Origin of the sequence: Acinetobacter sp. ANC 4805 (assembly GCF_022549495.1) — a bacterium.
Classification (GTDB): Bacteria; Pseudomonadota; Gammaproteobacteria; order Pseudomonadales; family Moraxellaceae; genus Acinetobacter.
In genome coordinates this window covers 200,205-214,873 of sequence record NZ_JAKZGD010000004.1, presented here as the reverse complement: position 1 = coordinate 214,873, position 14,669 = coordinate 200,205, and the positions used below count along the sequence as shown (strand labels likewise).

General features: G+C 35.9%; 12 protein-coding genes, 1 other RNA gene and 1 pseudogene. 6 read left to right on the top strand and 8 right to left on the bottom strand.

The window, feature by feature from the left end; genetic code table 11:
• Positions 1-73: 73 nt before the first annotated feature.
• The 3 genes from MMP60_RS07290 to MMP60_RS07280 all read right to left on the bottom strand — a co-directional run bounded on the left by MMP60_RS07290 (position 74) and on the right by MMP60_RS07280 (position 2,612).
• Entirely contained in the window at positions 74-535 is a 462-nt protein-coding gene (locus MMP60_RS07290; protein ID WP_241335651.1) for a hypothetical protein, read from the bottom strand.
• A gap of 55 nt (positions 536-590) precedes the next feature.
• Positions 591-1,916, bottom strand: a complete 1,326-nt coding sequence (gene pepP, locus MMP60_RS07285) for a Xaa-Pro aminopeptidase (RefSeq protein ID WP_241335650.1) — start codon at positions 1,914-1,916, stop codon at positions 591-593.
• Positions 1,917-1,979: 63 nt separating this feature from the next.
• Positions 1,980-2,612, bottom strand: a complete 633-nt coding sequence (locus MMP60_RS07280; protein ID WP_241335649.1) for a UPF0149 family protein — start codon at positions 2,610-2,612, stop codon at positions 1,980-1,982.
• Positions 2,613-2,678: 66 nt separating this feature from the next.
• Here MMP60_RS07280 and MMP60_RS07275 point away from each other — a divergent pair, with 66 nt between their 5' ends.
• The 3 genes from MMP60_RS07275 to ssrS all read left to right on the top strand — a co-directional run bounded on the left by MMP60_RS07275 (position 2,679) and on the right by ssrS (position 3,795).
• Positions 2,679-3,233, top strand: coding sequence for a hypothetical protein (locus MMP60_RS07275; protein WP_241335648.1), 555 nt, complete (start codon positions 2,679-2,681; stop codon positions 3,231-3,233).
• 2 nt (positions 3,234-3,235) lie between these two features.
• Entirely contained in the window at positions 3,236-3,523 is a 288-nt protein-coding gene (locus MMP60_RS07270; protein WP_018678673.1) for a cell division protein ZapA, read from the top strand.
• Between the two features lie 90 nt (positions 3,524-3,613).
• Positions 3,614-3,795: non-coding RNA, 6S RNA (ssrS, locus tag MMP60_RS07265), on the top strand.
• 51 nt (positions 3,796-3,846) lie between these two features.
• Here ssrS and MMP60_RS07260 read toward each other — a convergent pair.
• Positions 3,847-4,290 (bottom strand): annotated as a pseudogene (locus MMP60_RS07260) (SMI1/KNR4 family protein).
• Positions 4,291-4,630: 340 nt separating this feature from the next.
• Between MMP60_RS07260 and MMP60_RS07255 the strand changes: the two are divergent.
• Positions 4,631-6,601, top strand: coding sequence for a molecular chaperone (locus MMP60_RS07255; protein WP_241335647.1), 1,971 nt, complete (start codon positions 4,631-4,633; stop codon positions 6,599-6,601).
• Positions 6,602-6,655: 54 nt separating this feature from the next.
• On the opposite strand, the gene MMP60_RS07250 is transcribed toward MMP60_RS07255, so the two are convergent.
• The 3 genes from MMP60_RS07250 to MMP60_RS07240 all read right to left on the bottom strand — a co-directional run bounded on the left by MMP60_RS07250 (position 6,656) and on the right by MMP60_RS07240 (position 12,714).
• The gene (locus tag MMP60_RS07250) at positions 6,656-8,356 is read right to left on the bottom strand and encodes an Hsp70 family protein (protein WP_241335646.1); all 1,701 of its coding nucleotides are present in this window, start codon (positions 8,354-8,356) and stop codon (positions 6,656-6,658) included.
• 239 nt (positions 8,357-8,595) lie between these two features.
• Positions 8,596-9,834, bottom strand: coding sequence for a putative solute-binding protein (locus MMP60_RS07245; protein ID WP_241335645.1), 1,239 nt, complete (start codon positions 9,832-9,834; stop codon positions 8,596-8,598).
• A 162-nt stretch (positions 9,835-9,996) separates the two neighbouring features.
• The gene (locus MMP60_RS07240) at positions 9,997-12,714 is read right to left on the bottom strand and encodes a heavy metal translocating P-type ATPase (protein ID WP_241335644.1); all 2,718 of its coding nucleotides are present in this window, start codon (positions 12,712-12,714) and stop codon (positions 9,997-9,999) included.
• Between the two features lie 99 nt (positions 12,715-12,813).
• On the opposite strand from MMP60_RS07240, the gene MMP60_RS07235 reads away from it, so the two are divergent.
• Positions 12,814-13,194, top strand: coding sequence for a MerR family transcriptional regulator (locus MMP60_RS07235; RefSeq protein ID WP_241335643.1), 381 nt, complete (start codon positions 12,814-12,816; stop codon positions 13,192-13,194).
• 69 nt (positions 13,195-13,263) lie between these two features.
• On the opposite strand, the gene MMP60_RS07230 is transcribed toward MMP60_RS07235, so the two are convergent.
• Positions 13,264-13,464, bottom strand: a complete 201-nt coding sequence (locus MMP60_RS07230; RefSeq protein ID WP_241335642.1) for a hypothetical protein — start codon at positions 13,462-13,464, stop codon at positions 13,264-13,266.
• Between the two features lie 495 nt (positions 13,465-13,959).
• Between MMP60_RS07230 and MMP60_RS07225 the strand changes: the two genes are divergently transcribed.
• Positions 13,960-14,547, top strand: a complete 588-nt coding sequence (locus MMP60_RS07225; RefSeq protein ID WP_241335641.1) for a 5-formyltetrahydrofolate cyclo-ligase — start codon at positions 13,960-13,962, stop codon at positions 14,545-14,547.
• The last annotated feature ends 122 nt before the right edge of the window (positions 14,548-14,669 follow it).

The following is a 14,669-nucleotide window of genomic DNA, read 5'->3' as shown; positions in this document are numbered from 1 at the left end:
GATTGGAATTTGTACTTTGTTTGGTCTGTGTTTTTCACCATACTTACCCAAGCTGATATAAGAGATGGTTGGATTAATTACATACTAAAGGAATATTACTCTCACTTTCTATTACATTGATATTATTGTTAATGATAATAGTTGCCTGAAAATACCCCCATATAGAAATAATAAAAAAAGAAAGGCAAATTAACAACTTAATTAGAGCAGGGATCACAGCTCTCCAACCATATCGATACCTCATTTTTCTGATTACTTTTTTATTAGGTAATGGGTATTGTTTTAATTTAATCACAGGATAGTCATTTCGTATCCAAAAAAATAAGGAAACACACCCAAACAAAATATACATTCCAACAAATTCGCCATAGAAAAATACATGCCGCCCATAAGGAGAACACCTCAACCAATATGATATTTTTGTTTCTCCACAAACACCCCATAAAAATAAAATCACTGGTATCGAATATAATACATACAACAACCGTAACCTTATTCCTTCTTTAAAGGTGTATTGCGGTGCATATTTATTCATTATTATTCTCTTTTATAGAAAAATTGGGCTAGATTCATTAGCCCATATCACATCTTTATACTTTTGTTTTAACCATCAAACTTTCAATATCATCAATGGTTTTGACTACATTCTTGGTCAAGACCAATGGTCCATTTTCGGTCACAACGATATCATCTTCGATACGAATCCCGATACCACGCCATTTTGCATCGACAGTTTCGTCATCTGAGGCAACATATAAACCCGGTTCAACTGTGACAACCATACCTGCTTCATAAGCACGCCAGTCTTCGCCAATCTTATACGCACCGACATCATGTACATCCATACCGAGCCAATGCCCTGTACCATGCATAAAGAATTGACGGAACGCCTCACTTTCAACCAACTCATCCACATTACCGCTTAATAAACCAAGATCAACTAGACCTTGAGTTAAAATCTTCACAGCCACTTCATGCGGATATTTATAGTGATTACCAATACGCGTTGCATCAATCGCTGCAAGTTGAGCATCTAAAACAATATTATAGAGTGATTTCTGTTCAGGGCTGAATTTACCATTCACAGGGAAAGTACGGGTGATATCCGATGCATAGAACTCGTATTCACACGCTGCATCAATCAAGACTAAATCACCATCTTTTAATGGCTTATTATTTTCAACATAGTGCAAAATACAAGCATTTTCACCACCACCTACAATGCTATTGTAAGCAGGCACACAACCATTTTTACCAAAGATATAATTGAGTTCTGCTTCAAGTGCATACTCCATCATATTCGGTTTAACGGTTTGCATGGCACGAGTATGTGCTTCAGCACTAATATTTGATGCGATCTGCATCAACTCAATTTCTTGTGCTGATTTTTTCAAACGCATTTCATCAACAATGCGATCAAGCTGAATCAGCTCAGCAGGCGCAGCACCGCCACGACGCTGTTGTGCATCTGCCTTTTGAATCCATTGACTCACACGCGCATCAAATTCAGCATTCTGACCAATACGATAGTAAAGGCGCTGTTTATTTAATAGTTTGTCGATAATTTCGTCATCGAGTAAATCAATTGCATACGCTTCATCGGCATCATAAATTTCAATCGCACCATCAACGCCTGCACGATAGCCATTCCAGATTTCCATTTCGCGATTACGTTCACGGCAGAATAGGCTATAGCTATATTCTTCACCTTCTTCAAAAGTTTCAATGATCGCAACGGCTTCTGGTTCTGCAAATCCAGTGAGATAATAAAAACTACTGTCTGCACGATATTTATAGTCAGCATCACGATTACGATACATTTCTGCTCGAGTCGCAATAATGGCAATACTATTGCTGCCTATTTGTTTAGCAAGAAGATCACGGCGTTGTTTAAAATCGGCTTGAGTTAATTTCATATTATCCTACAGCTAGAAAGTCCCTCTTTTATAAAGAGGGATTTAGGGAGATTTAAAATCGCCTTAACTCGGACGATGTGGAGTAAACATTTCTACAACATTTTGTGGATCAACTGCTGTATCTTGATTTCTGCTTTTGGCATGAAAGTTTTGTAATAAAGAACTTTCAGCTACAGGAATCTTGCTGCGACCAATCGACAAGCTCACAGGAATCAAACGTACAAACTCGTAAAGCTCCTGATAGCTTTCTTCGCCCTCTTCATCATTATCCGAATCTTCAAATTCAACAGCCGCAACATCTTGTAAATGTTCAATCAACTCTTGTTCTTCTACACGAATATGTCCTGAAGCTAGACCAAAACCGAGAACCACCCCCGCACACCAATCTGCTAAGGCTTGTACGCGATCTGCGAGCAAATGATTATCATCTGGTAACATCGGTAGGTAATCTAATTCATCATCAGATAATGCATGTGCAACATCTTCAGCTTCATCTGTCAAACTCTCTAGTGCTTCTGCTTTTAAAGCAGGCACATTCAAAGTATTTAAAATTTGTGACCATTCATCGGTAGTGGGTGCCTGTGTCACACAAACTATACCTGTTAGTAAACCGTGTAACTCACTTGGACTTGAAATTTCATCAATCTCATCAAAATGAGCATTCCATTCCGTCCAACCTGAAATATCGTCTTGCATTCGTTTATCCAATCTCTATACTGCTGTATATATTACCTTTGATTGCAACTCTGTGCGACCTTCGTTATGTTAGAACAATTACAGCGTCTACAAGCGCATATTGGTGTTTTAAAAACACGCTTACATCATTTAGAGCGAGAGAATACTTCGCTCACTGAAGCTAAACAATTAGCTGAAACTGATCATCATGCACAAGTTGTGCAGAAAAATAGCATCATCACGCAAAAGCAGGAAGAAGTTGATAACTTAACTGAACAATTGTCTCAGTTACAAGGTCAATTTAAACAACTGAATCAAGATGCAACAACTTTAGCGGAACGTTATAGCCGTTTAGAGAAAAGCACGACTGATTTGAAAAATCGCTTTCAAGAGATTTTGGCTGAACGAAATGATCTACGGCTGACCAAAGAAAAGTTACAAGCACAACAACGTCATGGTCAGCAAGAAATTCAAGATTTACAGCAAGACCGTGATCGCCTGTTGCAGAAGAATGAACTGGCAAAATCTAAAGTTGAAGCCATTATTCAACGGCTTGCAATTTTAGGCACAGCACAAGATCAACACGCACAAGAAATTCAGCAACTCGCGCATCCGAATGCTGAAACCCAAGAGGAGATCTGAAGATGAGTGAACCTATTGTTGTTGAGCTTCGCTTAATCGAACAGACTTTCCGCCTCAATACAACTGAAGATAAACGTGAAGAATTGGAGCGAGCGGCTGAGCTACTCAATCAAAAATTTCATGATATGCGCCGAAATGCACCACGAGTTGAGCACAATAAACTTGTGATTATGGTTGCACTACAAATGGCGCAAGAAGTCTTTGGTTTAAATAAATCTTTACAGGAATATGCACACTGTGAGCATTTACTACAAAGCATTTTGGAAGAGATAGAACAAACTGTTGAGTAAAATTGCACAAAGCCTCATCAACTAGTAAGTATCTTTACAGATATGTGGCTTGCAAGGATTGTCATCGTGTAAAGATCAGTTATACTAAACCTAGCTCTAGGGTGTTCGCCAGTACGTCTATTCCCCTGCCGATACTTAAATTTATGGATGTGTTCTGTGTATTTTGAGTGTATGCCTACCTCGAGTAGGAAACCCAGTAAGTATACGTCACCTCCACCTTGAACTCATCGGGTTCAGGGTAACGACCATGCAGCGGCACCTCTGGAGTATTTATTTTCTGTAGCTCCCTCTTGTATTTCACCATGCTATTGTTTTGTATATTTTTATAATAATTCATCACTATCAATTAAATATTGCTGCAAATGTTGTCAATGAATCTGCAACCTTTCTTTTAAGTAATCCTGCCACTTGATATACAGCACCATCTAAACCAATCTAATCGAGTTGTACTGCATATCCCCAGCACCACACTAGATAATCTGAAATTACAAAACAATTCGGATATAAATACTTATCTTTATCGTAGTAGCTTGAAATGCTTTCAATTAATTGAAATTCAGCCAGTGACAAAAATGTAAAATAATTATCATCCATCTCTCGATCAGCTATACCATTAAATTCCAAGAAGTAAGCTCTCAAAATTGGCGATAATTTGATTTGACTTGATATTTATATTCAAAAGCCAAAATTTCCTGCCATGTTGCTGGTTTATTTAGCTGAATACCTTGTTTGATTAATTTATTTTTGAGTTGAAAAATTATATTCATGATTTACCCTATAGTTATTTATTTCTATAAAACAAATCATTTCTATTAGTCCAATGATCAATTCTTTGGATATGACTTATCACTAGATTGATAGAATGCTAAATTTATCAATAGCACCATTTCGATGACGATCAACCAAAAACATAAATCAATAATTTAATTGACCTTTTATTTTCCTTAAAGGTATAGAATACAGCGATGGAATCGGCAGATTTTTAAGCTAAAAATATTATCAGCTAATTGTAAAATCATGAAAGATAACTAAAATATGAATCAATCTATCAAATAAAATTTGATTAAGTTCACTTTTAATTTATTAAAAATATTCTGAGTAAAATGAATGACAGCTTGGCAGCGTTTGGGACTAGAACCAACAGATAACCAAAGAGAAATTAAAAAAGCTTATGCAAAGCAACTTAAACTGATTGATCAAGATCAACAACCTGATGATTTTATTGCATTACGAGCAGCATTTGAACAAGCACAATATGAAGCCGAACATATAGCATATGAGTATGATGACTCAGATGACTACTTCTTTGAAAATGAAACTAGTGATGTTTATGTAGCGCAACATCACCAAACACTCTCTATTGAAGATCAACTTAATGATTCATTTTTAAAAATTGAACAGCATATTTCTATTTATGATATTAATTTCAACATTAGAGATGAGCTAACTCAATTTTACCTGCTCCTACAAACATGTGAAAACAGTGATCTAAAAAATAGTTATACCGATAAAATAAAAGACCTATTAAAAAAATATGATTTAGATGACTTTCTTACTATTTTCAAAGATGAAGAAACTCAAGAAAATATAACACCATCTATAATCAATCAAACATATAACGATGGAACTGATCAAGCTGAATTAATACCTGATCATGCAGAAGAAGTCTTAGCAGAGAATACTGCATCACTTATCCCAACTTATCTAAATGAGGTAACAGAAGCATTATGGAATAAAGATATTGATGATATTACCTTTGATAAATTTAAATACCTACTGAATCAGAAATTTGACATCCCTCTTAGTCAACAAATTCAGATTAAAGATCAACTTATTGCACCACTTGCAGAAATTGATTCAAGTGATTTACAACCTGAATACTTCAGGTTCCTTGAATTATGGCATGAGACTTATCCTGATGATGCTAATCAATATGATCAATCTTATTATTCAAACTTGTTGCAAGAGAAATTAACTAATTATTTATCAAAACGACAGTTATTAAAAAAACTCCCTCAAGATCAATATGTTCAATTGCAAGAGTTATCAGGCGAAAAGGAATTTAAGCCTTTTAAGATGCTCAAACTAAGAAGGAAGTTTAGAAAAGCTTATTCGAAACCAACGATCGATATGGTCATCAATGAATTTCAAATTCAGAATTCAGCACAAAATCAAAATTATATTTTTCTAAAGAGTCTAGATAACTTTAAGAAATTAGCACTCATTAGCTTGATCTTTATTATTGGAACATTCTATTTTTCAGAAAAACTATTTAACTCAACACCTTATAGAGAAACAGGATTCGTAACAACATTTTTATTTTGTCTTACTTTTATTTTCATCTTACAACCAATTTTTCAAACCAAGATTTTAGGTCGTGAGAATCATGAAGAAAAATTAATCTCCTATAGTAAAAATTGGCTTCTATCGGGATTTATTTTCTGTGGCTTTGCACCATTACTTCCTGAAATCTTACATCAAGTATTAACATATGGATGGCTAGTATGTTCAATTATATTATTGGGCAGCATACAACTTAATACTGAAACAGGTATAAATAAGCTATTACAGAGTGTTTTTATTACTTTCGATATATGGGTAATTAACATTGGGCTCACTGCAATATCTATCTTGCTCATGACCCTCTTCTATCTGATTGGTGAACCGAATTATCCATGGTTGGTTGCATATAGCTTAATACCAGTCAGCTTACTATTACTACCAGAATCATTCAGACCTTTATTTTATATATTTGGTTATAATAAAAACCATCCCGAGCTAACAGAGAAAAAAGTTTTTTATAAAAGTATTTTTGTTATTCTATTTAGATTAAGTTGGGTATTTGGTTTTAGTTTCTTCTTAGTTTCTGAAAACTTTAAATCTTTCATGTATGCGAGCTGCATCATATTAGCAAGTACAATAATTACAGGAATTAGCACTAAAACCATATCTTCTTTTATTAAATATACAACCTATATCGGTTTATTCTTTTTAACTCTTTATTCAATCATTGGACCTATTGTTATTGCTTACTTCTTATACTGTAGTTTAAAAGCCAAAAAAATTATTACCGCTTAATATATAAGTTACCCATATCATAAATCATCAAAATTTATGATATGGGTAGGCTTATCAATACTCTTCAAATAAACTTAAATCTTCAATTTCATTTAAAAATGCTTCAAAGTATTGACGTACTTCTCGAATTTGTCTTTCATCTTGTAGATTTAAAATATGGTTAAACTGCTGTGTTCGCTCACCAATCTGTAAACGAATATCACCTGTACGCTCACTAAACAATCGTTCTGCTCGTAGCAATAAGCTTTTATTCATTAAATTATCACGAGGATGAATTTTGAGTTTTTGTAGTTGTTTACGAGCTTGCTCAACTTGTTCAGGACTCATCACACTTTGATGATTGATCACAACTTTTTGTAGCTTCTCACCAGTTATAGGTACCTCTACATCAACATCTAAAATCCCATTCGGATTATAAGAAAAACGAACTTCAATCGATAAATGATCATCATTTGATGGTAAAGGAATATTCAATTCACCTAAGAAAATATTTTCTTTACATAAACGATGTTCACCTTGATAAATCCTGACATTAATTTCTCTTTGCCCTTTATTCATTGCAGTATAGGTATTCACTTTACTTGCCGGGATGACCGTATTTCGTTCCAAAATTGGTGAAAATTGCTCATCAAGACCAACTGCTATTCCCAAACTAAATGGGCAGACATCTGTTAATACCACTTCTTTCAAGGATAAATCTTTTGATTTTAGTCCAGCTTGTACACATGCTCCACGAACAATCGCCTCATCTGGTTGTACACTGGTTGATGGGAAACGACCAAAGAGCTTGGTCACCATTTTACGAACTGCAGGAATCCGAGTTGCCCCACCGACCATAATGATTTGATCTACTTGCTGCGGTAATATGCGTGCATCTCTTAAAGCACGTTCTAATGGACGGCGTAGGCGAAGAAGCAATGGTTCAGACCAACTCGCAAACTCTTCTTGGCTCACATCAAGCGTTGCTTCTTTATCTTTCCATTTGAAATTTAATGTTGTTTGAGACTCTTTACTTAATACATGTAAACAATGTTGTGCTTTTGCTTTTAATGCAATTTCAATATCTAATGGGATTGTATTTTCAATATAACTAAAGACTGAAGCATTTTTTTTCCAAAATTGCTTCATCAAAAGTTGTACGAAATCATCACCACCTAAATAGTTGTCGCCAGCACTCGCCCGAACTTCAATAATGCCATCAAATAGCTCTACAATTGAAACGTCAAACGTGCCGCCACCTAAATCAAAAATCAGAAAGCAACTATCTTCCGTTTGTCCCAAACCATAAGCTAAAGCTGCGGCTGTCGGCTCATTAATCAAACGACTAACCTTTAAACCAGCAAGTTCTGCTGCAGAAATAGTTGCTTGACGTTGAATATCATTAAAATATGCAGGAACGGTAATGACCGCTTCCTCAACCTCACATTTCAACTCATGTTCAACATCTTGTTTTAAAGATTTAAGAAGAAGTGATGACAATTCAACTGCCGAAAAAGTCTGTTGACCGAGCTTCAACCTCTTTGATGTTCCCATCAACCGTTTAAAACTGGTGAGAACTTCATTTCCGCCACTTCTTAATTCTAAAGCAGCTTGCCCAATTAATATTTGCCCTTGCTCATCCATTGCAATTGCAGAAGGTGTTAACTTACATCCATATGGATTTTCGATCAGCCTAGATTGACCCTTTTCAAAAATACCAACAAGAGAGTTACTTGTTCCAAGATCGATTGCAATTAAAGGTTTTGATTCTGTCATTTTTTATCAATAATTAAAAAGTAATAAAGTTTAAATTCATTTTAGTTGATAAATAAATAAGTAGCGAGTCTTAGATTAAAAATAATCAGAAAATTCCCATCTATATTAAAAAGTAATATTAATAGAGCCTTTGTAAAAGCCAAAAATAAATAACTTTAATCTATAATTTTTAAGCAGTTATTAAAGTCATTAAAAACCACACTTTTACAAGAGCTCTAATCTAAAGTGTTAAAACTATCTCACTCATCCTTCAAAGCACATTCATAATTACTTGGATCTTGTGAACAACGGACTTGTTTGAGTAACTTCATCATATCTTTGTCATAAAATCCTTCTTTAGTCATTTGAATACGTGCTTCACGCATCAATCTGACATAACCAGGTTTATCACTTTCATGTAAGTTCAACCAAAATTTATCTGGAACTTTCGCTTCAATCTTATCGACAAATTCAAATGCAGGATTTAACTGTTTAGAAATGACTTCTCGTGCAATCGACCCCATTCCTGCGGGGAATTTATTACGATGCATAATCAAAGTTCCTGTCACTTGAATCACAGGAAACTTGATAATTCCCCCAACAGCCTTACCTGATTTATCAGTCATACCTTTTTGTAATTCAAGTGGCTCAAATAGAATAGCTGGCCCCGCCATAATATCGACTTCTTTATTATTAAACTTACCTCCAACAGTGACTAAATCCACTGAAATAGGTTGAGCACCTACACTCTGTACTAATTTCTTTTGAGTTTCATCAAATTGGAAAACAGCAACTTTCTTACCTGCTGCTTTTGCTAAAGTATTAATATTACGATCTGTGACCATAATATATGCTGCACCAAGTGGCACAATACCAACGACTTCATAATCTTTATTTACCATTTTTTCATCAAATTTTGGATTTGCCAAAACCTGAATCACCGAACTCAATTGCTTATAGGTTTGTAATGCGCCAATCGCATCAATACTCCCCACAAATTTATTAAATTGTTTTGCACGTAAATTACTAATCCCTGCGCCATCACAACGCTTACTACGGAAATCCTCTGTCAGTACCGCTTCATTGGTATAGACTTTTAGATTAACTAAGGTGGATGCTTCTTTTTTCAATTTTGGGTAATCGAAATCCAGTTTAAATTGTAGATGCGAAGGACGTGTCACATTCATATTGACGCCAAATTGCTTGGCGACACGTACCATACGCGGAATTTCAGTGATGTAACTGGTTGCCTGCTCAAATGCTTCACTGTGTTCACCATTTGGAGAAAAGACACACAAGGTGACTTGTTTCGGAATCTGCTGCCACGTTTTTGGGTCATTGAGTAATTGTTTAATCTTATTTTGTGAATGAGCAGAAAGTGTTAAATCCAACTTCCCGTCAGCTGCGGCATGACTAGCATTCGCCAGTAATAGTGACGATGCGATAACACTTGAAGTAAATAATGATTTTACAATCCGAGTGAGTTTATTGTTTTGCATATTTCGATCCATCCTTAGCTATTTCCCAATAGTTTTGATTCAAGTTAAGGATAAAACCAAGAAATAGAATTGACTGCATTCATTTTGATGATGTCAATTGGGTCAAAATAAAGCCCCTACTCTCAATTTATGAGAATAGGGGCTTTATTCTTACACAGTGAATTATGATTTATTCAAACGTAAAGCATTCACCACAACAGAGAGTGAACTTAGTGACATTGCCACTGCGGCAAACATTGGCGTAAGCAATAAACCTGTGAATGGATAAAATAACCCTGCTGCAATAGGCACACCTAATCCATTATAAACAAAGGAAAAAGCTAAATTTTGCTTCATGTTCTTCACACCTAATTTTGCCATGTGTACCGCTTGGGCAACACCTTGAATATCCCCTTTAACTAAAGTCACTTGTGCTGTTTGCTTGGCAATATCTGTTCCTGTTCCCATCGCAATACCGACATTTGCCTGTGCAAGCGCTGGTGCATCATTGATCCCATCTCCCGCCATTGCCACAATTTTTCCTTGAGCTTGCGCCTGTTTCACAATTTCAAGCTTTTGTTTAGGGTCAAGATTGCCATAAACGGTTTGAATACCCAAAAGACCTGCAACCATGTCTGCATTTTTCTGATGATCACCCGTTGCCATAATCACTTCAATTCCATCAGCATGTAGTTGATCGATCACCGCTTTGGCATTTTGTTTGATTGCATCATGAATCGAAATATAAGCAATGACTTCTTGTTCTGACATAAGAAAACTAAACACATCGCCTTGTGCACGTTTTTGATCCAACTCGTGGATTAAATCAGCATCTAAGGTTAAAGCTAACTGTTCAATAAGCTTCTGACTGCCAATATACAAGGTCTGGTGATCAATATTTCCCTTCACACCAAAGCCCGCGACATCTTCAAAATCAGAAACATTGAGCAATTGATTTGCATCAACTAGTTGAGTTAAGGTCTGGGCAATTGGATGAGTTGAATACTGTTCAATCGATGCAATCCATAGCTCAATTTGTGCTTGGTCATAGGTTTTAGATAAAAGCTGAATCTCTTTTAAGCTTGGTTTACCTTCAGTTAATGTTCCTGTTTTATCAATAATCAAAGTATTGACCTTACTTAAAGCTTCAATCGCCTCGGCATCTTTAAATAACACGCCTTTTTGAGCGGCTCGACCTGTGGTTGCCATCACGGACATTGGCGTTGCCAAACCTAAAGCACATGGGCAGGCAATAATCAAAACTGCAACAGCACACATTAAAGCTAAATCAAATTGTGCTTTCCCAAATACCATCCATGCAATAAAAGTCAAAACACTGATACTGAGTACGGCGATCACAAAATATTTTGCAACAACATCTGCAATTCGTTGCAATGGTGCTTTGGAGCGTTGAGCATCGGCAACGGTCTGAATCATTTTGGCTAATGTGGTATTCGCCCCGACCGCAGTGGTTTGGATTCGAATAGAACCTTGTTGATTAATCGTCCCACCAATGACTAGATCATCTTTTTCCTTTTTCACAGCAACAGGCTCACCTGTCATCATAGATTCATCGACATAGGTCTTGCCATCAACCACGACACCATCAAGTGGAATTTGCTCACCCGATGATATTTGCAAAATATCACCTTGTTTGACCATCGAAATATCAACTTCAACAACTTGATCATGCTGAACGAGTTTTGCTTTAGCAGGTTGTAAACGTAGTAAAGCTTTTAATGAATTTGCTGTTTGTGAACGTGCTTTTAATTCTAGAATTTGACCAAGCAAGCTCAATGAAACAATCATGCAAGCCGCTTCAAAATACACAGCAACACCATGTCCTGTTTTTGCTTCAACTGGAATCAACGATGGAAAAATCGTGGCAACCACACTGTAGATAAATGCAGCAAATACCCCAACGCCAATCAAACTCCACATATTCAGATGTCCAGTTTTATAGGACACCCAACAGCGTTGTAAAATGGGATAACCTGCCCATAGCACTACAGGTAAAGTTAAAACCAATTCAATCCACGGCTGAATATGCGGTGAAATAAAAGCATGAATATGTGAACCCATTGCCAAAATCATTACCAACAAACTCAAAGGCAGCGTTGTCCAAAAACGCCGACTAAAATCCACCAGTTCAGGATTTGGACTGTCATCTAACGTCGGCTGCATCGGTTCAAGTGCCATACCACAAATAGGGCAAGTCCCTGGTCCTTTTTGCACGATTTCAGGATCCATTGGACAGGTATAATCCATGTCCATCGCACCTTCTGGTACAGGACGTTGATCAGCAGGAATCAAGTAAAATTCAGGATCATTGCTGAATTTGTCTAAGCAAGAAGGATTACAGAAATAATAAGTTTTACCTTCATAATCTGTTTTTAAATCTGTCGTGGTTTTGACTGACATACCACACACGGGGTCAATCTCGGTTTGCGCATCTTCGTTCGCATGCCTGTGTTGCTGCCCACCACCACAACAAGATGATTGCTTAGTTTCTTCTTTGACAGGCGGTACGTCTTGTTTAGAATCACAACATGAACTTAGCTTTTGCTCCATTGGTTTCGGCGCACAACCAGATGATGCTTTGACTGGCTCAATCTTCTGCTCTGATTCACCCTCACCACATGAAGATTGTTTTTTTTCTTTCTCTTTAGCACAGCAAGACGATGCTGTTTGTGGCACGTTCTCTCGTTTTAAGAAGTTTTCAGGTTGTAAACTAAATTTTTGCTGGCAACCTGCTGAACAGAACAAATATCGAATACTTAGATAATCAAAGTAATACTGAGAAGTTTCAGTGATCTGCATACCACAAACAGGATCAATATATTCATAAACAAACGCTGTTTCTTTTTTAGAACAGCATGATGAAGGTTGTTGATGAGCCATCACGACACCTATCTTTTCTTTCTTGATGGGTCTAGGATAAAGTCTGTACCTAGGTACAGAGTCAAGTGCTTTTTACTCTTCAAATGTAGGCATCAAAAAATGAATCTTACCATCGGAAAACTAGCAAAATCATGTAATATGAATGTTGAAACGATTCGTTATTATCAACGTATTGGTTTAATGCGCATCCCTGAAAGTACGCAAAGTTATCGTTATTATAATCAACAGGATTTGGAAACCTTGAGTTTTATTCAAAAAGCCAAAGATGCAGGTTTACAACTGAATGAAATTAAAGAGTTGCTCACACTAAACTTAGAAGATCGTATTCAAGTACAACATGTGATTGAACAGCGTTTAAACAAAATTGATGAGCGTATTCAAGAATTAGTCGGTTTGAAACAACGACTTTCGACATGGTTAGAAGACTGTAAAACAACAGAAAACAATTGCTGTCCGATATTAATGGAGCTTAAACATTAAACTAAATGAATAACAACTCAACATCATAAACATCTGTAGATCACCACCTAGATGCCTAAGCTATCTTCATTAAATAAACGACCAAATGACGTTTTCATCTTTCTGCTTTAATAGAAAACTGGTTTGATAATCATCAACGACTATAAGGTGTTGATTGGACACCAACATGACTTTCAATAATGTATCATTTTGATAAACCAAATCATTTTTACCTTCTTTGGTTAAGATAAGCATTTGATCTAACACAATTACGTTTTTTGAATCAAACATAGTTTTGCCTCTAAAAAAATCATATTCTTAGGTTTCATAAATATTTTTATAAAGTCGATAAGTGAATATCATCGCGGATGAATGAAAATGACCACTTCATTCATACAGTTAAAAATATTCCTTTTAGTTATTCAAATAACTGAAGTAACACCGCACTTGTTACTTTCATAGCAGGATTATAGAACACTTTTCATACAAGTTGTTATATTTTTGTCATATAAAACCAAAAAATGACACTTTTTGCACTTTTTTTTAAAGGAAGCAGCCTTAACATCAAATATCTATTAGCGCATTGTGTACGATCTCTCAAATAAAGGCTTTTTGATCCGCCCTAGCATCATGAAGAATTTCGGATATACATCAATTTTTCTTATCTATTTCTATTGTTTAAATTGAGCCATCTACAGTTCAGCCCGAATTTACTCAATCAGATATTTAAGTATGCACAGCGTAAATCAAGTATCATTCTCAAAACTCTCTCACCCTTTACACACAATGAACAGTAATTTGAACGTACTCAGAAAAGAGATTCACCTAAAAAGAAAAAAAGTAAATCGCTTTGAGCATAAACAAAATGAGCAACAGGTTTTAAACCGATTAAGATCGTCATCTCAATTCAAATCAGCGAAGAAAGTTGGGTTATATCTTCATGCTTTCGGTGAAATCCATACAAAGAAATTAATCCAGCTCTGTTTTCAACATAAAAAACAAGTTTACTTACCCATGATCTGCACGATGAATCAAAACCTTGTGTGGGTAAAAATCAATTCAAACCAATACATCAACAAACGTTTTTCGCATCACCCATTGGGCATGAAAGAACCTATGGCAAGCCGAGGCAATCATGTGTCAACATTAGATTTACTCATCATGCCCTTGCTTGCTTGTGATCATCGAGGCACTCGAATCGGCATGGGAGGTGGTTTCTATGACCGCACTTTAGCAACTGCATCACACCGACCTTTTCGTTTAGGTCTCGCTCACACATTCCAATATATTGATCAAACATTGCCTAGACAAAAATGGGATCAACCTCTCAATGCTCTACTCACCTCAGAAAAATTTTATATTTTCAAAGCTTAGGTTTATTTTTTAAACATTTTCTAGAAAAATTCCGAGTGATTTAGTCTTTTTTTAATATTTTCTAAGCAAAAACCCTTGTAATTTTTAAAATGCACATCACTATAAAAACATGGCAACACCGT